Annotated in this window: 19 protein-coding genes; 7 read left to right on the forward strand and 12 right to left on the reverse strand. The window is 73.1% G+C overall.

What is annotated here, in order from left to right:
- The first annotated feature begins 52 nt into the window (after positions 1–52).
- Both VFJ21_03005 and VFJ21_03010 read left to right on the forward strand, forming a co-directional pair.
- Complete coding sequence (locus tag VFJ21_03005; protein ID HET7406090.1) at positions 53–1177, forward strand: Xaa-Pro peptidase family protein; 1125 nt, start codon at positions 53–55, stop codon at positions 1175–1177.
- A gap of 1 nt (position 1178) precedes the next feature.
- On the forward strand, positions 1179–2324 hold the full coding sequence (locus tag VFJ21_03010; GenBank protein HET7406091.1) for an acyl-CoA dehydrogenase family protein: 1146 nt from the start codon (positions 1179–1181) through the stop codon (positions 2322–2324).
- A gap of 13 nt (positions 2325–2337) precedes the next feature.
- On the opposite strand, the gene VFJ21_03015 is transcribed toward VFJ21_03010, so the two are convergent.
- Positions 2338–3678: a sortase gene (locus tag VFJ21_03015; GenBank protein ID HET7406092.1), complete on the reverse strand. Its 1341-nt coding sequence runs from the start codon at positions 3676–3678 to the stop codon at positions 2338–2340.
- Positions 3679–4207: 529 nt separating this feature from the next.
- A complete protein-coding gene (locus VFJ21_03020) occupies positions 4208–5806 on the reverse strand; it encodes a glycoside hydrolase family 13 protein (GenBank protein ID HET7406093.1) in 1599 nt (532 codons plus the stop codon).
- Positions 5807–6245: 439 nt separating this feature from the next.
- Here VFJ21_03020 and lnt point away from each other — a divergent pair, with 439 nt between their 5' ends.
- Together lnt and VFJ21_03030 are read left to right on the forward strand one after the other, a co-directional pair.
- Complete coding sequence (gene lnt / locus VFJ21_03025; GenBank protein ID HET7406094.1) at positions 6246–7859, forward strand: apolipoprotein N-acyltransferase; 1614 nt, start codon at positions 6246–6248, stop codon at positions 7857–7859.
- Positions 7856–8650: a polyprenol monophosphomannose synthase gene (locus tag VFJ21_03030; protein ID HET7406095.1), complete on the forward strand. Its 795-nt coding sequence runs from the start codon at positions 7856–7858 to the stop codon at positions 8648–8650. The genes lnt and VFJ21_03030 overlap by 4 nt, the downstream gene beginning before the upstream one ends.
- 39 nt (positions 8651–8689) lie before the next feature.
- Here VFJ21_03030 and VFJ21_03035 read toward each other — a convergent pair whose 3' ends face one another.
- The gene (locus VFJ21_03035) at positions 8690–9034 is read right to left on the reverse strand and encodes an RNA polymerase-binding protein RbpA (protein ID HET7406096.1); all 345 of its coding nucleotides are present in this window, start codon (positions 9032–9034) and stop codon (positions 8690–8692) included.
- A gap of 137 nt (positions 9035–9171) precedes the next feature.
- On the opposite strand from VFJ21_03035, the gene VFJ21_03040 reads away from it, so the two are divergent.
- From VFJ21_03040 to VFJ21_03050, 3 genes are all read left to right on the forward strand, one after another.
- Complete coding sequence (locus tag VFJ21_03040; protein HET7406097.1) at positions 9172–9642, forward strand: hypothetical protein; 471 nt, start codon at positions 9172–9174, stop codon at positions 9640–9642.
- 108 nt (positions 9643–9750) lie between these two features.
- The gene (locus VFJ21_03045; protein ID HET7406098.1) at positions 9751–10245 is read left to right on the forward strand and encodes a hypothetical protein; all 495 of its coding nucleotides are present in this window, start codon (positions 9751–9753) and stop codon (positions 10243–10245) included.
- 213 nt (positions 10246–10458) lie between these two features.
- Positions 10459–10674 carry a DUF5999 family protein gene (locus VFJ21_03050; protein HET7406099.1) on the forward strand — a complete coding sequence of 72 codons (216 nt, stop codon included), beginning with the start codon at positions 10459–10461 and terminating at the stop codon, positions 10672–10674.
- 3 nt (positions 10675–10677) lie between these two features.
- On the opposite strand, the gene gcvP is transcribed toward VFJ21_03050, so the two are convergent.
- The 9 genes from gcvP to VFJ21_03095 all read right to left on the reverse strand — a co-directional run bounded on the left by gcvP (position 10678) and on the right by VFJ21_03095 (position 18774).
- The gene (gcvP, locus tag VFJ21_03055) at positions 10678–13545 is read right to left on the reverse strand and encodes an aminomethyl-transferring glycine dehydrogenase (protein ID HET7406100.1); all 2868 of its coding nucleotides are present in this window, start codon (positions 13543–13545) and stop codon (positions 10678–10680) included.
- 37 nt (positions 13546–13582) lie between these two features.
- Complete coding sequence (locus VFJ21_03060; GenBank protein HET7406101.1) at positions 13583–14197, reverse strand: MerR family transcriptional regulator; 615 nt, start codon at positions 14195–14197, stop codon at positions 13583–13585.
- 121 nt (positions 14198–14318) lie between these two features.
- Complete coding sequence (locus VFJ21_03065) at positions 14319–14789, reverse strand: bifunctional nuclease family protein (protein ID HET7406102.1); 471 nt, start codon at positions 14787–14789, stop codon at positions 14319–14321.
- A 55-nt stretch (positions 14790–14844) separates the two neighbouring features.
- Entirely contained in the window at positions 14845–15615 is a 771-nt protein-coding gene (locus tag VFJ21_03070) for a MerR family transcriptional regulator (GenBank protein ID HET7406103.1), read from the reverse strand.
- Positions 15612–16184 (reverse strand): FHA domain-containing protein, encoded by a 573-nt coding sequence (locus VFJ21_03075; GenBank protein ID HET7406104.1) that lies wholly within the window; start codon positions 16182–16184, stop codon positions 15612–15614. The genes VFJ21_03070 and VFJ21_03075 overlap by 4 nt, the downstream gene beginning before the upstream one ends.
- Positions 16185–16349: 165 nt before the next feature.
- Positions 16350–16745: a glycine cleavage system protein GcvH gene (gcvH, locus tag VFJ21_03080; GenBank protein HET7406105.1), complete on the reverse strand. Its 396-nt coding sequence runs from the start codon at positions 16743–16745 to the stop codon at positions 16350–16352.
- Positions 16746–16803: 58 nt separating this feature from the next.
- A complete protein-coding gene (locus tag VFJ21_03085; GenBank protein HET7406106.1) occupies positions 16804–17568 on the reverse strand; it encodes a DUF881 domain-containing protein in 765 nt (254 codons plus the stop codon).
- Positions 17561–17893: a small basic family protein gene (locus VFJ21_03090; protein ID HET7406107.1), complete on the reverse strand. Its 333-nt coding sequence runs from the start codon at positions 17891–17893 to the stop codon at positions 17561–17563. The genes VFJ21_03085 and VFJ21_03090 overlap by 8 nt, the downstream gene beginning before the upstream one ends.
- Complete coding sequence (locus tag VFJ21_03095; GenBank protein HET7406108.1) at positions 17890–18774, reverse strand: DUF881 domain-containing protein; 885 nt, start codon at positions 18772–18774, stop codon at positions 17890–17892. The genes VFJ21_03090 and VFJ21_03095 overlap by 4 nt, the downstream gene beginning before the upstream one ends.
- Positions 18775–18848 lie beyond the last annotated feature (74 nt).

Raw genomic sequence — 18848 nt, forward strand, 5'->3', positions numbered from 1 at the left:
CGTGGTTCGTGCACGCCGGGAGTGGCCCTGATCGTGCGCCTAGGCTGACGTGGTGGACTCCGACGGGCTCTACCCCCGCGACCGCCTCGACCGGGCCCGGCAGGCGGCCGCGACGGCCGGCATCGACGTCCTGCTGCTCACCCCCGGCGCCGACCTGCGCTACCTCACCGGCTACGCCGCCCTGCCGCTGGAGCGGCTGACCTGCCTCGCCGTCCCGGCCTCCGGCGAGCCCGTCCTGGTCGTGCCCGAGCTCGAACGCCCTGCCGCGCTGGCCAGCCCTGCCGCCCGCCTCGGCATCGACATCGTCGGTGTGGGCGAGACCGGCGACGCCTATGCGACCGTCGCCGACCGGGTGCGGGCCGCCCTGGGTCGCGAACCCGCGCGGGTCGCCGTGGCCGACCGGATGTGGGCCGAGCAGGAGATGCGCTTTCGCCGCGCGCTGCCGGCCGCCGAGCACCAGCTCGCCGGGGAGGTGATGCGCCGCCTGCGGATCCGCAAGACGGTCGCGGAGGTGGCGGCCCTGCGCCGCGCCGGCGAGGCGATCGACCGGGTGCACGAACGGATCGGGGAGTGGTTGCGCCCGGGTCGCACCGAGCGCGAGGTCGGCCGCGACATCGCCCAGGCGATCCTCGACGAGGGGCACGCGGCGGTGAACTTCGTGATCGTCGGTTCGGGACCCAACGGGGCGAGCCCGCACCACGACACCGGCTCCCGCACGATCGAAGCCGGCGACCCGGTCGTCGTCGACATCGGCGGGACCACCGCCGACGGTTACTGCTCCGACGAGACCCGCACCTACGTCGTCGGCACGCCGCCGCGCGACTTCGCCGACTACTACGCCGTGCTCCAGGAGGCGCAGGAGGCGGCCTGCGCGGCCGTCCGCCCCGGGGTGAGTGCCGCCTCGATAGACCGGGCCGCGCGGCAGGTCATCGACGCCGCCGGTTACGGCGCCTACTTCGTGCACCGCACCGGCCACGGCATCGGCCTCGAGGAGCACGAGGACCCCTACGTCGTCGACGGCAACGAGGAGCTGCTCGCGCCGGGGATGTGCTTCTCGATCGAGCCGGGGATCTACCTGCCCGGCCGGCACGGCGCCCGCATCGAGGACATCGTCGCCGTCACCGACGACGGGGTCGACCGGCTCAACGTCGTACGCCGCGACCTCGTGACCCTCTGACATGCCGGTCGACCGCGAGCTCCCGAGCGACGAGGCCCGTGCCATCGTCGGCCTGGCCCGCGACCTCGCCGAGCGCGAGCTCAAGCCGCGCGCGGCGGAGCACGAGGAGCGGGGCGAGTTCCCGCGCGAGGTGTTCCGGCTGCTCGGCGAGGCGGGGCTGCTGGGCCTCACCTATCCCGTCGGCTACGGCGGCGGCGCCCAGCCCTACACGGTCTACCTGCAGGTGCTGGAAGAGCTGGCGGCCGGTTGGGCCGCGGTAGCCCTCGGCGTCTCGGTGCAGAGCCTCGCGGCGTACCCCGTCGCGGAGTTCGGCACCGAGGAGCAGCGCCGCGACCTGCTGCCGGCGATGCTCGACGGGTCGTCGGTGGGCGCCTACTGCCTGTCCGAGACGCAGTCGGGAAGTGACGCGGCGGGACTGCAGACCCGCGCGGTCCGCGACGGGGACGACTACGTGCTCGACGGCACCAAGGCGTGGGTGACCCACGGCGGGGTCGCGGACTTCTACAACGTCTTCTGCCGCACCGGCGAGCACCGCACCCGGGGCATCTCGACGCTGCTCGTACCGGCCGACACGCCGGGCCTGGTGCCCCAGCCGCCGGAGCGCAAGATGGGGCTGCGCGCCAGCCCCACCGCGCAGGTCGTGCTCGACCGGGCACGGGTCCCGGCCGGGCGGCTCGTCGGCGCCGAGGGGGATGGCTTCCGCATCGCGCTGTCGGCCCTCGACGGCGGGCGCCTCGGCATCGCCGCCATCGCCACCGGGGTGGCGCAGGCGGCCCTCGACGAAGCGGTCGCCTACGCGCGGCAGCGGCGGCAGTTCGGCCAGCCGATCGCCGACTTCCAGGGCGTGGCGTTCCTGCTCGCCGACATGGCGACGGGGGTGGAGGCGGCCCGCTCGCTCTACCTCACGGCCGCCCGGCGCCGGGACGCCGGCAAGCCCTACTCGGCCCAGGCGTCCATGGCCAAGCTCCTCGCCACCGACACCGCCATGCGGGTGGCGACCGACGCGGTGCAGGTGCTCGGCGGCGCGGGGTACACGGCCGACTTCCCGGTCGAGCGCTACATGCGCGAGGTGAAGGTCATGCAGATCTTCGAGGGAACGAACCAGATCCAGCGGATGGTCATCGGCCGCCATCTCACCCAGCCCTAGCGGGAGACTCCGGTCAGGGTGTGCCCGTCGCCGTGGGAGTGGGTGACTCGCTCGGCGGGACGCTGGGCGGTGGGCTCGGCGGGGGAGTGGTCGGCTTGGGCGACGGCTTGGGAGAGGTCGCCGTCGGCGTGGGGCTCGTGGGCTTGGGCGCGGGCTTGGTGGTCGAAGTCGCGGGCGCGGGTGCCTTCGTCGGCGTCGCGCTGGCCGAAGGCGTCGGCGTGGGGGAGTAGGGGTCGGCCGACAGCAGCGTCATCGACCAGTTGGCGACCCGGAGCTTGCCCTCCGTGACGACCTGGCGCGTGGTGATCCGGTAGGAGCCCTGGCCGAGGAGATGGACGGCGGAGGTGGTGCGCACCGCGCGCACGACCTGACCGACCACTTCCGCCTGGATGTCGAGCTGCTGGAGGTGCTCGCCGATGCTCGACCTGCCGGGGTGCGCGAGCGCGGGTCGCGGCTGGTGCGGGTCGACGTGCCGCCAGATGCTGTCGTTCTCCTCGGTGAGCGCGACCAGGCCGGCCCGGTAGTTGGAGATGGCGGCGTGCGCGAGCAGCAGCGGCTGGTTGGACTGCCGCCAGCCGTCGTCGGCGGTCCCGGTGATCTGCAGGGTGCCGTGCGGCACCGAGGGGCTGCCCTGCGCCACCCGCTCCACGGTGTCGTCGACGAACGGGTCGCCCTCCGGCGGCAGCTGGTCCTGGGCCACCCCGAGCGCGACCTTCGTGTCGACGAGGTCGCTGAAGACGAGGTAGCGGTCGTTGGTCCAGTAGAGCGCGGTCGTCGGCCAGCAGGTCTCGAGGACGACCTGTGGCGTGGCAGCGTGGTAGAGCGGTGAGCCCTTCTTCACGACCTTGTGCTCGCTGACGCGGTAGGTGTCGACGGCGCAGCCGTGCTGCAGGGTGAACTCGTCACCGGGGCGCAGGTGGTCGATGCGGCTGAACCACGTGACGTCGTGCGCCGCCAGGACGCTGGTGCCCTTGCTGCCCGGCCAGGCGCTCGTCGACAGGTGCCCGACGGCGATCGACAGCTGACCCTCCTCGACGCCCTCGACGACCGGTGCGGTCAGCTTCAGGGCCGGGATCTTCAGCACACCGACGAGGTCGCCGGGGTGGACCTTCTTCGGGTCAGGCGGCCGGGCGCACCCCGGCGTCGGGCTGGCGAGCACCCGGTCGATGTTGCGGGTTGCGCGCTCGACCAGGGCATGCCCGGCCGAGCTGCTGTGGTCGCGGTAGAGGATGACGTGCGCGATCAGGTAGCCGCCGAGCAGCACGCAGACGACGGCGACCGCGGTGAGCCACGGGAGCCGGCGGCGCCTACGGTGCCGACCGGTCGAACCGTCCGTGGTGGAGATGACCTTCACTCCGTCCTGCCTTGCGTCCCGTCTCATCTTGCATGATCGCGGGCGGATCGTGGCAGGAATCTGCCGTGGCCAACGACAAGTCCGAACGGCAGATGCGCATCGTCCTGCTGGTCATGCTCGTCTTCGCGGTGGCCGGCATCGTCATCACCGGCGTGCTGGCCAGCCCCTGACCGTCTCGGCCCTCGATCGACCCCTTCGGCGGCTCAAGTCCACGGGGGGATCGGCCGACGTTGCTCTCGTTCCCGGCGCCGCCGGGGACGGACGGGACACGGAGATCCGAACGGCGTGTCGGGGCGAGAGCCCCGGCGAATACGGTCGCCTGAGTCGTTCGGGGAGTGAGTGGCGAGACCGGCTCGTCCCGAGTGTCGGACCCTCGGGCCCGGCGGGGACGGGAGCACTCATGGACACGGTCCTGTACCGAACGGCAGGGGTCGGTCGCGTTCATCGCTGCTAACGCGGTGATGGTGGGCAGCGCGGCCACCCTGCCGTTCGGATCCCTCCAGGCTCGCCGACGTACGCCGCCACCGGCTCAGCCGGCCACCCACACCGCCGTGTCGGTGGGCAGCCGCCCGTCGAGCAGGTCGCCGCTGCTGATCAGGACGTCGCCTGCAGGCACGTCGACCGGCTCGGCGCCGAGGTTGACCGCGCAGACGATCGCCCGCCCGCCGGCGGGTGCGGGCCGCGCGAACACCAGCACGTCCGGCGGGGCGTCCAACCACCGCAGCGCGCCGTCGCCGAGGGCCGGTTCGCTGCGGCGCAGGCCGAGAGCGGTGCGGTAGAGCGTCAACGTCGAGCCCGCGTCGCCGTCCTGCGCCGCCGCCGTGCGCTGCGACCAGTTGGCCGGCTGGGGCAGCCAGGTGCCGACGGGGCCCGGCGAGAAACCGTAGGGCGGGGCGTCACCCGACCACGGCATCGGCACCCGGCATCCGTCGCGGCCGCGGATGGTGTGGCCGGAGCGCTCCCACACCGGATCCTGCAGGACCTCGTCGGGCAGGTCCGCGTCGGGCAGCCCCAGCTCTTCGCCGGCGAAGAGGTACGCCGGGCCGGGCAGGGCGAGCAGCAGCAGGGCGGCCGCGCGGGCGCGCCGCAGCCCGAGTGCGCCGTCGGTCTCGCCGGCGCCGTAGCGGGAGACCGCGCGCGGGACGTCGTGGTTCGCCAGCACCCACGTGGTCGGGGCGCCCACGGTGCCGAGCTCGGCGAGGGACCGATCGATCGCCGTGCGCAGCCGGCCGGCGGACCAGGGCGCGAACAGCAGCCGGAAGTTGAAGGCGAGCTGGAGCTCGTCGGGACGGACGTACCTCGCCACCTCGTGGGCGTCGCCGAGCCAGACCTCGCCGACGGCCATCCGGTCTCCGGCGTACGAGTCCAGAACCCGCCGCCAGGCGCGGTAGACGTCGTGCACCTCGGGCTGGTTGCAGATCGGGGTGGGGTCGAGCCGGTCCGCCATGAGGTTCGGCGTGCCGGTCGGGTCGTCGGGCAGCCCGGCGGCCTTGAAGAGCATGTGCGCCACGTCGATCCGGAAGCCGTCGACCCCGCGGTCGAGCCAGAACCGCAACGTGCGCTCGTAGTCGGCGGGCACGTCCGGGTGCCGCCAGTCGAGGTCGGGCTGCTCGGGGGCGAACAGGTGCAGGTACCACTGGCCGTCCGGCAGCCGCGTCCACGCGGGCCCGCCGAACATCGACCGCCAGTTGTTGGGCGGCTCGCTTCCGTCGGGACCGCGGCCGTCGCGGAACAGGTAGCGGGCCCGGGCCGCACCGGACAGCCCGTCGCGCAGCGCCGCCTGGAACCACGGGTGCGCGGTGCTGCTGTGGTTGGGCACCACGTCGACGGTGACGCGCAGGCCGGCGGCGTGGGCGTCGGCGACCAGGGCGTCGAAGTCGTCCAGCGTCCCGAACAGCGGGTCGACCGCGCGCGGGTCGGCCACGTCGTAGCCGTGGTCGGCCTGCGGGGAGCGGTAGAACGGCGTGAGCCACAGCGCGTCCACACCGAGGTCGCGCAGGTACGGCAGCCGCGACCGGATGCCGGCCAGGTCACCGACCCCGTCGCCGTCGGCGTCGGCGAAGCTGCGGATGTAGATCTCGTAGAAGACGGCGTCGCGCCACCACGGCGCGCCGGTGGGCGACGTCACGGGGCCGAAGGCTAGCGAGAGCGAGCCACGGGCTTCGGCCGGACATCCTCCTTACGGCTGATTTTGCCGGTATCAGGAGCGCAGAACGCCGCTCTGACCTGCAACGACGCGCGTTTGCGCAGGTCAGGACACCGGTTGACAGGAAAGGGGCCCGAGTCTGTACGGTGCCCCGGTCCAGTAGGACACCGCACGTACGGGGACGGCCTCCGCCCGGAGGCTCCGGCGAGGTCAGCGCGGCGCGCAAGCGTCGTGTGGTGCCAGGCTTCGCCGGAAACAGCGCTGCGCCCCCGGAGTGCGGGCGCGCAGGCAGGGGAGGGTCCGGGCGGCCAGTAGACAACAGTGTCCGTCCCCACAGCCGGTGGGAAGACATTGGTCCGAAGGCCGCCTGGGCCCTGCACCCGTCACGTCCGCGCCGCGCCCTGCCGGTAGCCTCGACGGGGTGACCGGCACGCTGACCGCGCTGCAACCGGAAGCCGTGCGCGGCCGGCACCGTCGCCCCTCGCGCACCCGCGTCCTGCGCTGGTCGGTTCCCGCTCGGGTCGCCACCGGCGCCGTCGGGGGACTGGCAGTCTGGACCTCGTTCCCGCCGCTGGACCTGTGGCCGCTCGCGCTCGCCGGGGTCGCGCTGCTCTGGCTGGCCTGCTACGGCGCCCGGGCCCGGGTCGCGGCCCTCGTCGGGCTGGTGGCCGGGCTGGTGCAATTCGTCTGCCTGCTGACCTGGCTGCGCGTCATCGGGATCGACGCCTGGCTGGTCCTCGCGCTCACCCAGGCGATCTGGCTCGCCGCGCTCGGCGCCGGCCTGGCCGCCGTCGGGCGGCTGCCGGCCTGGTCGCTGTGGGGCGCCGCGTTGTGGGTGGCCGAGGAGTTCGGGCGCAGCCGGGTGCCGTTCGGCGGTTTCAGCTGGGGGCGCCTGGGCTTCGGGCAGGACGGCGGCCCGCTGCTCCGCTACGCCGCCGTCGCCGGCGCTCCGCTGGTGACGTTCGCCGTCGCTCTGGGCGGTGGCCTGCTCGCGTGGCTCGTGCTGTCCGGCGTACGCCGCCGCGTCGACGTCCGACTGGTCCTGCCGGCACTCGCCGGCCTCGCCGCCGTGGTCCTCGCCGGGCTTGCCGTGCCCGTGGGCACCGGGGGAGCGCGCCACCTCCGGGTCGCGATCGTCCAGGGCAACGTGCCGCGGCTGGGCCTCGACGAGTTCGCGCAGGCCCGCGCCGTGGTGCGCAACCACGCGGCGGTCACCGAGCGGCTCGCCGCCGAGGTGCAGGCCGGCCGCCGTCCGGCGCCGCAGGTAGTCGTGTGGCCCGAGAACTCCTCGGACTTCGACCCGTTCGTCGACGCGCAGACCCGCGCGCTCATCGAGGGGGCGGTCCGGTCGATCGGCGTGCCGACCCTGGTGGGCGCGGTGCTCAACGGCCCGGGCCCGCGGCACGTCCGCAACACCGGCATCGTGTGGGACCCCGTCAAGGGTGCGACCCAGATCTACGTCAAGCAGCACCTCGTGCCGTTCGGCGAGTACGTGCCGTTCCGCGCCGAGCTCGGCGGACTCATCGGCCGGCTGTCGCTGGTGCCCAACGACTTCGTCCCCGGCCACCGGCCCGGCGTCCTCACCCTCGGGCCCGCCACCATCGCCGACGTCATCTGCTTCGAGGTGGCCGACGACGGCGTGGTCCGCGAGGCGGTCAACGGCGGCGGCCGGCTGCTGGTCGTGCAGACCAACGACGCCACCTACGAGCACCGCACCGACGACGGCTACGGCGGCGAACCGGCGCAGCAGCTGGCGATCACCCGGCTGCGCGCGGTCGAGCACGGTCGCGCCGCAGTCGTCGCCGCCACGAGCGGCGTCAGTGCGGTCGTCGCTCCCGACGGCACCGTGCTGCAGCGCACCGGGGTCTTCCGGCCGGCGATGCTCTCCGCCGACGTGCCGCTGCGCAGCGAACGCACCCTTGCCGACCGGATGGGCGCCTGGCCCGAGCGGGGGATCGCGTTGACGGGTGTGGTCGTCCTGGCCGTCGCCGTCGCCCTCCGCCGCCGTCAGCAGACAGGGGAGCAGCACGGGTGAACGACCACATCGACCGGGTGCTGGTCGCGATGCCCACCTACAACGAGCGTGACAACCTGCCGCACACGCTTGCCCGGCTGCGCGCCGCCGTGCCCTCGGCCGACGTCCTCGTCGTCGACGACGGCAGCCCCGACGGCACCGGCGACCTGGCCGACGAGCTGGCCGCGGGCGACCCGCAGGTCCACGTCATGCACCGCAGTGAGAAGGCCGGCCTCGGTGCGGCGTACATCGCGGCGTTCCGGTGGGCGCTGGAACGCGGCTACGACGCGGTCGTGGAGATGGACGCCGACGGCTCGCACGCGCCCGAGGAGCTGCCACGGCTTCTCGAGGCGCTGGCCGACGCCGACCTGGTGCTCGGCTCGCGGTGGGTCAGCGGTGGCGAGGTGCGGCAGTGGCCGGCGGCCCGCATGCTGCTGTCACGGGGCGGCAACGTCTACACCCGGGTCATGCTCGGGCTGCCGTTGAAGGACGCCACCGGCGGATACCGCGCCTACCGCAGGCGGGTGCTCGAGTCGCTGCCGCTCGACCGGGTCGCCTCGCAGGGCTACTGCTTCCAGATCGACCTGGCCTGGCGGGCCTGGCAGGCGGGCTTCCGGGTGCGCGAGGTGCCGATCACGTTCGTCGAGCGGACCGCCGGAGCGAGCAAGATGAGCCGCACGATCGTCGCGGAGGCGCTGTGGCGGGTGACGGCCTGGGGGATCACCGGCCGCCGCTCGACACCACGCCGCACCCACGTCGAGGGCGGACATGAAAGAGCCAGGTCACGCATTCGGGGGGGGTCGAACACGTGACCTGGCGGTCCTAGGTGCCGGCGGTGGGCCGGCAGTCGATCAGGCCGACTTGCGGTCGTGACCCCGCAGAACTGCCAGGCGCTCGGCGAGGACCTCCTCGAGGTCCTCGGTGGTACGCCGCTCCATGAGCATGTCCCAGTGCGTGCGCGGCGGCTTCGCGGGCTTCTCCTCGGGCAGGCTGCCGTCGACGAGGATCGCGATGGCCCCGCACGCCTTGCACTCCCAGGTGGCCGGGATGTCGGCGTCGGCGGCGAGAGGCACGGTGAACTTGTGACCGCGTGGGCAGTCGAACGCCACGTCGCGACGCGGTGCCAGCTCGGTGTGCCGGTCGGTCTCGTAACTAATCGCACCGAGGCGGGTGCCTCGGAGAACTCGCTCGCCCATGTTTGCTTGCCTCCCGGGCGTTGGATGTCTCTTATCGGGAACGAGCCAACGCAGCAAAGGATTCCCGTCATCGACCACGAGAACCCGCCTGCCGCAATGTCGGCTCGCGCCAACCGCAGTCTTGAGGAGGCCCATAGATGAGCGCCCGCGGGTGGAAACAGGCTACCGCACCTGCCGTCGGAGTCGCGGACGCGGTGCGCGTCGCGGCGCGGCGTCGCGACCGGTCCGACGGGTTGGGCCGGCTCTCGTTGCAGGCGATCAGTGCGGTCCGGGCCGGGCTCGGCGGCGGGATGCTGCTGTTGCCGGAGCTGTCGGCGCAGCTGCTGGGTGCCGACGTCGACACCGCGCGCTCCGCGAACTGGCTGACCCGCATGGTCGGTGCCCGGGAGCTGGCACTCGGGGTCGTGGCCCTTGCCGGGGCCTACGGCGGCGGCGGCGGTGCTCGCGGCGCGTTCCTGGCACAGGTGGCCGCGGACTCCGGCGATGCGGCGACGTTGGCGCACGCCGCGGTGACCGGCCGGTTGCCGGCGCGCCCCGCAACGCTGATCGCCGCGTTCGCCGCGGCATCGGTGGCCGCCGAGCTGTATCTCGCGGCGCGGCACGCATGAGATCGCGTACGCCGGCAGCGGTAGCCCCTCCCGAGCCCCTTTCGTCCTCACCCGCCGTGTGCCGATAATGGACATTATGTCAAGTCGAGTTCGGCGTACCCTCCCCGCGTGACCGAACGCCCGCTGGCGATCGTCGACATCGACGGGGTGGTCGCGGACGTGCGGCACCGGCTGCACCACGTCCGGGGCCGGCCGAAGGACTGGGATGCGTTCTTCGCCGCCATCCCGGACGACCCGCCGCTGGCCGACGGCATCGCGCTGGCGCGCGAGCTGGCGGCGGTCTACGACCTGGTCTACGTCACGGGTCGGCCCGAGCAGACGCGCGGCGACACGCAGCGGTGGCTCGACCGGCACGGCCTTCCGCCCGGGCGGCTGGTGATGCGCCGCGCCCGCGATCGGCGCCCGGCGCGGCTGGCGAAGCCGGAGCTGGTCCGTGCGCTGGCGAAGGGGCGCCAGGTCGCCCTGGTCGTCGACGACGACGCCGAGGTCTGCGCCGCGATGCGCGGGGCGGGCTGGCCGGTCCGCCACGCCGACTGGATGGCGGAGGACGCGGCGAGTGGTGTGACCTTGCGAGCGGCCCAGGAAGGTCAAGGCCGGACGTAGGGGCCGGACGTAGGAGCCCGCTACGCCGTTCGTCCACAGTCACTAGCCCAAACGCATCGTTCGACCCGGAATGGTCCACAAAAGTGGTCGCCGTGCTATTCGGTGGACCAGTAGATCTGCCGACATGGACATCAACCGCTTCGCCTGCCGGAGCGACCAAGAAGTGCGACCGGGCGACCCTCGGCCGCCCGAGGACCAGCACCGGAGGCACACATGTGCCCACACGAGCCGCAGTGCCCAGCCGCCGACGCGGCCGACCGCGATGCCGCACGCGTCGTCTCGAGCCACCCCGAGCAAGGCTGGAGCCTGCTCTGCAACGGCGTCGTCTCCTTCGACGACACCGGTGACCTGCTGCCCGACGGGCGCGTCGTCGCCCCTCGCCGCCCGCTCGAGAGCCAGCCGGAGAGCCACCCGGTCAACGCCGCCTGACGCTCAGCGCTCCTGGAAGGCCTCGACCGGCGGGCAGGCGCAGACCAGGTTGCGATCCCCGTGCGCCTGGTCCAGCCGGCGGACCGGCGGCCAGTACTTGTCCCGCGGATCTCCCCCGGCGGGGAACGCCCCCACGGTCCGCTCGTAGGCGTGCGGCCACGGGCCCGCCAGCATGGCTGCCGTGTGCGGCGCGTTCTTGAGCGGGTTGTCGAGCCGGTCCCACTCCCCTGCCGCCACCCGCGCGATCTCCCCTCGGATCGCGATCATGGCGTCGCAGAACCGGTCGACCTCGGCCAGGTCCTCTGACTCGGTCGGTTCGATCATCAGCGTGCCGGCCACCGGGAACGACATCGTCGGCGCGTGGAAGCCGTAGTCGATCAGGCGCTTGGCGACGTCGTCGACGCTGATCCCGGTCTCCTTGGTGAGCGCCCGCAGGTCGACGATGCACTCGTGGGCAACCAGCCCGGCCCGGCCCGTGTAGAGCACCGGGTAGTGGCTGGCCAGGCGGTGCGCCACGTAGTTGGCGGCGAGGATCGCGACCTGGGTGGCCTGCCGCAGCCCGTCGGCTCCCATCAGCCGGATGTAGGCCCACGAGATCGGCAGGATCCCCGCCGAGCCCCACGGTGCCGCAGCGATCGCGCCGATGCCGGTGGCTGGCCCGGCCTCCGGGCGCAGCGCCGACGTGGGTAGGTACGCCGCGAGGTGGGCCCGCACGGCAACCGGGCCGACCCCGGGTCCACCCCCGCCGTGCGGGATGCAGAAGGTCTTGTGCAGGTTGAGGTGGGAGACGTCGGCGCCCAGCCTGCCGGGTCGCGACAGGCCGACCAGCGCGTTGAGGTTGGCCCCGTCGAGGTAGACCTGCCCGCCCGCCTCGTGGACGACGTCGCACACCTCCCGCACGTGCTCCTCGTAGACGCCGTGCGTGGACGGGTAGGTCAGCATGATCGCGGCGAGGTCGTCGCGGTGCTCGGCCGCCGTGCCGCGCAGGTGCTCGAGGTCGACGTTGCCGCCGTCGTCGCAGGCCACGACGACCACCCGCATGCCCGCCATCACGGCGCTGGCGGCGTTCGTGCCGTGCGCCGACGACGGGATCAGGCAGACGTTGCGTCCCCCCTCGCCGCGGTCGCGGTGGTAGGCCCGGATGGCGAGCAGGCCGGCGAGCTCGCCCTGGGAGCCGGCGTTGGGCTGCAGCGACACGGCGTCGTAGCCGGTGATCTCCGCGAGCCAGCGCTCGAGTCCCGCGATCAGCTCGAGGTATCCGCCGGCCTGCTCGAGCGGCGCGAACGGGTGCAGCCCGGCGAACTCCGGCCAGCTGATCGGCTCCATCTCGGCCGCCGCGTTGAGCTTCATGGTGCAGGAGCCGAGCGGGATCATGGCCCGGTCGAGGGCGATGTCGCGGTCGGCCAGGCGCCGCAGGTAGCGGAGCATCGCGGTCTCCGAGCGGTGCTCGTGGAAGACCGGATGGGTGAGGAACGGCGAGGTCCGCAGCAGCTGGCTGGGGAGCTCGGGAGGCGTCGCTGCGTCGACGTCGGTCCCGGACACGCCGAACGCCGCCCACACCGCGACGACGTGCTCGGGTCGGGTGGTCTCGTCACAGCTGACCCCCACGGTGTCGCCGTCGACCCGGCGCAGGTTGACGCCACCGGCCCGCGCGGCCGCGATGACCTCGTCGGCCCGGGCCGGCACGTGGGCGGTGACGGTGTCGAAGCACGGCTCGGGTGTGACGTCGACCCCGCCGGCCTGCAGGCCCGCCTTCAGAATCGCGGCGTAGCGGTGCGTGCGGCGGGCGATCTCCGTCAGGCCATCGGGCCCGTGGTAGGCGGCGTACATGGCGGCGATGTTGGCCAGCAGCACCTGCGCGGTGTAGATGTTGCTGGTTGCGCGCTCCCGGCGGATGTGCTGCTCGCGGGTCTGCAGGGCCAGCCGGTAGCCGGGGTTGCCGTCGGCGTCGACGGTGACGCCGACGAGCCGCCCGGGCAGGGAGCGGGCGAGGTCGGCGCGCACCGACATGTAGGCGGCGTGCGGCCCGCCGAACCCCAGCGGTACGCCGAAGCGCTGGGCGCTGCCCACGGCGATGTCGGCGCCCGCCTCCCCCGGCGGCCGCAGCAGGGTGAGGGCGAGCAGGTCGGCGGCGACCGCGACCAGCGCGTCGCGCGCGTGCGCCGCGTCGACGACCGGGACGAGTGGGCGGACGGCACCGCTGGACCCGGGGTACTGCACCAGCACGCCGAACAGGTCACCCGCCGGCAGCGGCTGCGCGAGGTCGGCCACGACGACCTCGATCCCGAGTGGCTCGGCGCGGGTCCTGACGACGTCGATCGTCTGCGGATGGCAGTCGCGATCGACGACGAACCGGTCAGAGGAGGAGCCGGCAGCCCGCCGGCACAGCGCCATCGCCTCGGCCGCCGCGGTTGCCTCATCGAGCAGCGAGGCGTTGGCGACCGGGAGGGCGGTGAGGTCCTCGACCATGGTCTGGAACGTGAGCAGCGCCTCGAGCCGGCCTTGCGAGATCTCCGGCTGGTAGGGCGTGTAGGCGGTGTACCAGCCGGGGCTCTCGAGCAGGTTGCGCCTGATCACCGGCGGCGTGAAGGTGTCGTAGTAGCCGGTGCCGATCATCGAGGTCATGACACGGTTGCGCCCGGCCAGCTCGCGCAGTTCGGCGAGCATCTCCTCCTCGGTCGCTGCCGGCGGCAGCTCCAAGGGGGCGCGCTCGCGGATGCTGGCCGGGACGGCGGCGTCGGTCAGCGCATCGAGCGAGTCGTAGCCGAGGGTGGCCAGCATCTTCGCCTGCTCGTCGGCAGAGGGGCCGATGTGGCGGAGGGCGAACGGTCGTGCCGACGCGAGCCGGGTGAGTGAGGTGCGGTCGGTCACAGCACCATCACGCTAGCAGCGGCCCCGCGCGAACCGCCTACGCGCTGGTGCGGCGGCGGCGGCGGTGGGCGAGCTCGTCGGCTCCCTCAGTCACGGGCACGGTCTGGCCGGAGTCGTCGGCCCGCTCGGCCGGCAGCGCGGCGAGCGAGCCCTCGACCTCGCGGACCACGCGACCGACGGCGATGCCGAACACGGCCTGACCGCCCTGCAGGAGGTCGACGACCTCGTCGGGTGAGCTCAGCTCGTAGATGGTCGTGCCGTCGCTCATCAGCGTGATCTGCGCGAGGTCCTGCGCACCGCGTCGGCGCAGGTGCTCGACGGCGGTGCGGATGTTGTGCAGCGAGACGCCCGAGTCGAGCAGCTTCTTGATGACCTTCAGGACCAGGATGTCGCGGAAGGAGTAGAGCCGCTGCGTGCCGGACCCCTGGGCCGGCCTGACGCTGGGCTCGAGCAGGCCGGTGCGCGCCCAGTAGTCGAGCTGCCGGTAGGTGATGCCTGCGGCCGAGCAGGCGGTCGGGCCGCGGTAGCCGACGTTGTCGGTCGCGCCGCCGTGCGGATCGTCGAGCTCGAAAAGCTCTTGCTGCTCCCCCGTCGGCTGGGCACCGGTCGTTGCGCTCGGGTCGCCGACGCGTCCGGTCGTCCTGCTCTCCACGGGGAACCTCCGCTCGTGCATCGGACGACTGACGGTATGGAGGCCGTCGTACGCCGTCAACGTCCTCCGACGGCGCGTCAAAACTCTCAACCTCAGGTCGAGCCTTAGATATATCGGCGGATCAGGAGCCGGTCTGAAAGTCCTCGGGCGAGATCGAGTCGAGGAACTCACGGAACTTCTCGACCTCGGTCTCCTGCTCGTCGGGGATCGCGAGGCCGCCCTCGTCGAGCACCTCCTCCGCGGCGAAGATCGGCGTGCCGCCTCGGATCGCCAGCGCGATCGCGTCGGAGGGGCGGGCGGAGACGGTGACGTCGTCGGGGAAGTGCAGCTCGGCGTAGTAGACGCCGTCGCGCAGCTCGGTGATGTGCACCGCCTGAAGCGGGGTCTCCAGCGCTTCGAGGACGTCCTTGAACAGGTCGTGGGTGAGCGGACGGGCCGGCACGACCCCCTGCTGGGCGAACGCGATGGCGGTGGCCTCGACCGCGCCGATCCAGATCGGCAGGTAGCGATCTCCCGAGGTCTCCTTGAGCAGCACGATGGGCTGGTTGCTGGGCAGCTCGACGCGGACGCCGACCACGCTGACCTCGTTCACGCTGCCACGGTACCCCGTTGCCCGGGCCGCCGACAGCGGCCGCGAGAGCCCTCGGTCAACGTCCGAGCCCCGGCCGCAGCCCGGCCTTGACCAGCGTCGCGTGCAGCGTGACCGACAGGGCGGCGATCTCCCGGGCGACCTCCTCGGCGCGGGCCCGACCCTCGGGGTGGCGCTGCCGGACCATCGGGGTGACGACCTGCTCGATGAGCCCGACCTCCCGGTCGGCGGCCGCGCGGAACGACCGCAGGTGGCGTGGCTCGATGCCGAACCGCGCGAGCTCCGCGGCGCTCTTGGCGATCAGCAGCGCATCGCCGTCGTAGTGGCTGGAGCCGGGCCGGGTGGAGACGAGCCCGGCGTCCTCGAGCTTGCCGAGCCCTGCCTCGTCGAGACCGGCGGCGTCCATCAGCTCGCTCCGGGACAGGCGCAGCTCGGTCGGCTCACGGCGGAACGTATCGGGGCCGGGCAGCCCCTCGGCCGCGACCAGCGCGCGCGGCACCCGCGGCCCGCCACCGGTCAGTGCCGGGGGCTCGAGACCGCGGTCGATCGCGTCGAGGTGCTCCTTGATCACCCGCAGCGGCAGGTAGTGGTCGCGCTGGGCGGTCAGCACGTAGCGAAGCCGCCCGACGTCGTCGCGCGAGAACTTGCGGTAGCCCGACGGCGTGCGCTGGGGCCGCACCAGGCCCTCGGCCTCGAGGAAGCGGATCTTCGAGATCGTGACGTCGGGGAAGTCTCCGCGCAGCTGGGCGAGGACCTCGCCGATGCTCAGGAACGGCCGGCCTCTCGGCGTGGCCGGCTGCCGGTGGGCGGGCTGGGGGCTCGCCGTCATGCGTCACTCCCGGCATGCTCGCCGGTGCCGGTCGCACCGGTCAGGAAGATGAGCCGGAACTTGCCGACCTGCACCTCGTCGCCGCTGGTCAGCGAGGCCTCGTCGATCCGCTCGCGGTTGAGGTAGGTGCCGTTGAGGCTGCCGACGTCGCGGACGCCGAAGCCGTCGCCGGCCCGGGTGAACTCCGCGTGCCGGCGCGAGACCGTGACGTCGTCGAGGAAGATGTCGCTCTCCGGGTGCCGGCCGACCGTGGTGACGTCTTTGTCGAGCAGGAACCGGCTGCCGGCGTTGGGCCCGCGCTTGACCACGAGCAACGCCGCGCCGTGCGGCATGTCGGCGACGACGTCGCCCGGCAACGCCTCGTCGTCGACGTCCGCGTGCTCGAGGCTCTCGAGGCTGCCGAGGGAGATCGTCGACGTCTGCTCGGCCGACCGCTCCCCTCCCCCGGGGTGCGCCAGTGGAGACCCGCACCGGGCGCAGAAGCGGCTGTCCCCGGGATTCTGCTGGCCGCACTGGGTGCAGAACACCATCGCCATCGCGGCGCTGCCTCCCGGAGTCTGGACCGGCACTGAAGGTTGACGGTGAGCCCCGAGGGGCGCGAGCCGAACCTAGACGGCAGGTCGAGGCACGGTCAACCGGATCGAATCGGTTGCCGGGACCCGTCCGCGTGTCGGCGCGGACGCGCCGGGTAACCGCTCGCCGGCATCAACGTCAGGTGGAGAGTGACGCGGAATTCACGCCGTGTCGACCGTGGTCCGGTAGGCATCGGCGTCCATGAGCCCGGCCAGCGCGCCGTCGACGGCGGCGGCGTCTGCAAGTCGGATCTCCACCATCCAGCCGTCGCCGTAGGGATCGGCATTGACGAGCTCCGGCTGTGCGCTCAGCGTCTCGTTGCGCTCGGCGATGGTGCCGGCGAGCGGCGCGTAGATCTCGGAGACGCTCTTGGTCGACTCGACCTCGCCGAGCGACTGGCCCGCCGCCACGTCGGTGCCCGCGGTCGGCAGCGACACGAAGACGATGTCGCCGAGCTGGTCCTGGGCATAGGCGGTGATGCCGACGCGAACGGTGTCATCGCCGACTCGGCGGACCCACTCGTGCTCGGCCGTGTAACGCAGATCGTCGGGAAACACTGCACCTCACCCGGGACTCGTGACCGTCGACGTGCCCGGCAAGCCGAGCCGGGCGAGCCTAACGAGCCCGCTGTGGGGGTCGCAAGGCGCTCACCACCAGGTGGTTGGACGAGGCCACCGCCGCCTTCGCGCCGCCGCCGGCCGCGGCGACGGTGTCGATCACACCACCGGGGATCGTCATCGCGGCCGCGAGCGTGCGGGGGTCCCCGATGACGATGAAGCGGTAGGGCGCTTGCAGGGGCTGGCCGTCGGCCGCCATGCCGTCCGCACCCTGGGTGAAGTAGGTGGAGGCGACGACCCGCACGGAGCCGACCTGCATGGTCTCGGCGCCCGCGTCGCGCAGCTCCTCCATGGCGTCGAGCAGCACGTCGGACCCGACGGTGCGTTTCGGGTCGTCGATCGTCAGCACGATGCCCGGCCCCTGGGCGGCGATGGTGCCGGCGACGATGCCGAGGGTCTGCGCCCGCCGCTGCGCCTCCTCGAGCGCCGCCTGGCGCTGGTCGGAGCCGGAGAGCAGGCGCGCCCGGCTGGTCTCGAGCCCGTCGATCTCGGTGCGCAGCCGGTCTTCGCGGGCGCTCAGGTCGTTGAGGATCCCGATCAGGTCCTCCTGGCGGGCAGCGGCGAGGCCGCCGGACGACTCATGGGTGTGCACCTGGGTCACCAGTGCGAAGCCGAGCAGCCCGCACAGCAGCGCGACGATGGCCTGGGCACGCGTCGCACGCAGCCGCACGAGTGCACGCCACGGCGAGCCGGGCGCGGGCGACACCTCCGGCGCGGTGTCGGAGTCCGCCGCCGACGTCGTACGAGGCTTCGTGTCAGGCACGGAACAGATGCCTCCGGATGGCGGCGGCGTTGGAGAAGATGCGGATGCCGAAGACGACGACGACGCCGGTCGACAGCTGACCGCCGACCCCGATCTGGTCGCCGAGGAAGACGATCAGCGCGGCGACGAGGACGTTGGCGATGAACGAGACGACGAAGACCTTGTCGTCGAAGATGCCCTCAAGCTGGGCGCGGACCGCCCCGAACAGCGCGTCGAGCGCGGCGACGACGGCGATCGGCAGGTAGGGCTGCAGGCCGAGCGGCACCGTGGGCTCGACGTAGAGACCGACGCCGATGCCGACCGCGAGGGCGAGAAGGATGATCACGGTTGGCTCCCGGATGCGGGGGCGGCGTAGCGCAAGGACAGCGCCGACGCGGCGGGCAGGGTGACCCCCCGCACGCGAACATAGGTGAACCGCAGGCCGTAGAGGTCGTGGTAGGCGCGGAACCGGTCGGCGGTCGCGCTCGTCCCGAAGCGGGTCTCGAGCCCGACCGGGTCCCCGACGGCGGTGATGTCGTAGGGCGGCGAGAGCGGCCGGTAGGCGACGAGGATCGCCGAGCCGGCCGACCGGATCGCCGTCTGCGCGGTCAACCTCTCGCCGTTGATGGCGATGCCCCGCGCTCCGGCCGCCCAGAGCGCATTGACCACCTGCTGCAGGTCGCGGTCGAGCACCCGGCTGACGGCATCGCCCGTGCCGGCGCGCGGGTCGGTGCCGCCGAGCGGGTTGCTGTTGTCGGCGGCGGGGGCGTCGTCGAGGCGCACGCGCAGGCCGTCGCCGTGCAGGGGCACGGTGCCGGCGGCCGCCTCGAGCGAGTTGACCTCGTCGTCGAGCGCCGCGCCGGCGCCGGAGGTTGCGAGCAGCCGGGCGCGGTCGTTGCTGGTCTGCGTGCGCAACCGGTCGAGCTGTTGCTGCAACGTCTCGGTGGTGTGCGTGCGCGCCTGCACCGCGTCGACCAGCCGGGCGCGGGTGCGCGCGGCGTCCGGCGCGCGGTCGTGGGTCTGCACGGCGCCGATCGCCAGCACCAGGCCGACCGCGACCGCGGCCACCCCGACCACGGCCCACGGCCGGCGCGAGGCGGCGGGGGCGGCATCGCGGCGCTTCGCCGCCTCGGCGTAGGCGGGATCCAGGCTGGCGGCCATCGTGTCGACGAGCAGCGACATCGTGAAGTCGACGCGCCGCCCGACTGTGGTCTCAGCCCGGCTCACCGGTCCATTGTGTGATGGCTCGCAGCGGTTGGGGTGTTGCCGGCGGGCGTGTCAACCAGGCGTAGCGGACACGG

Source organism: Mycobacteriales bacterium (genome assembly GCA_035690485.1).
Lineage (GTDB): Bacteria > Actinomycetota > Actinomycetes > JAFAQI01 > DASSKL01 > DASSKL01.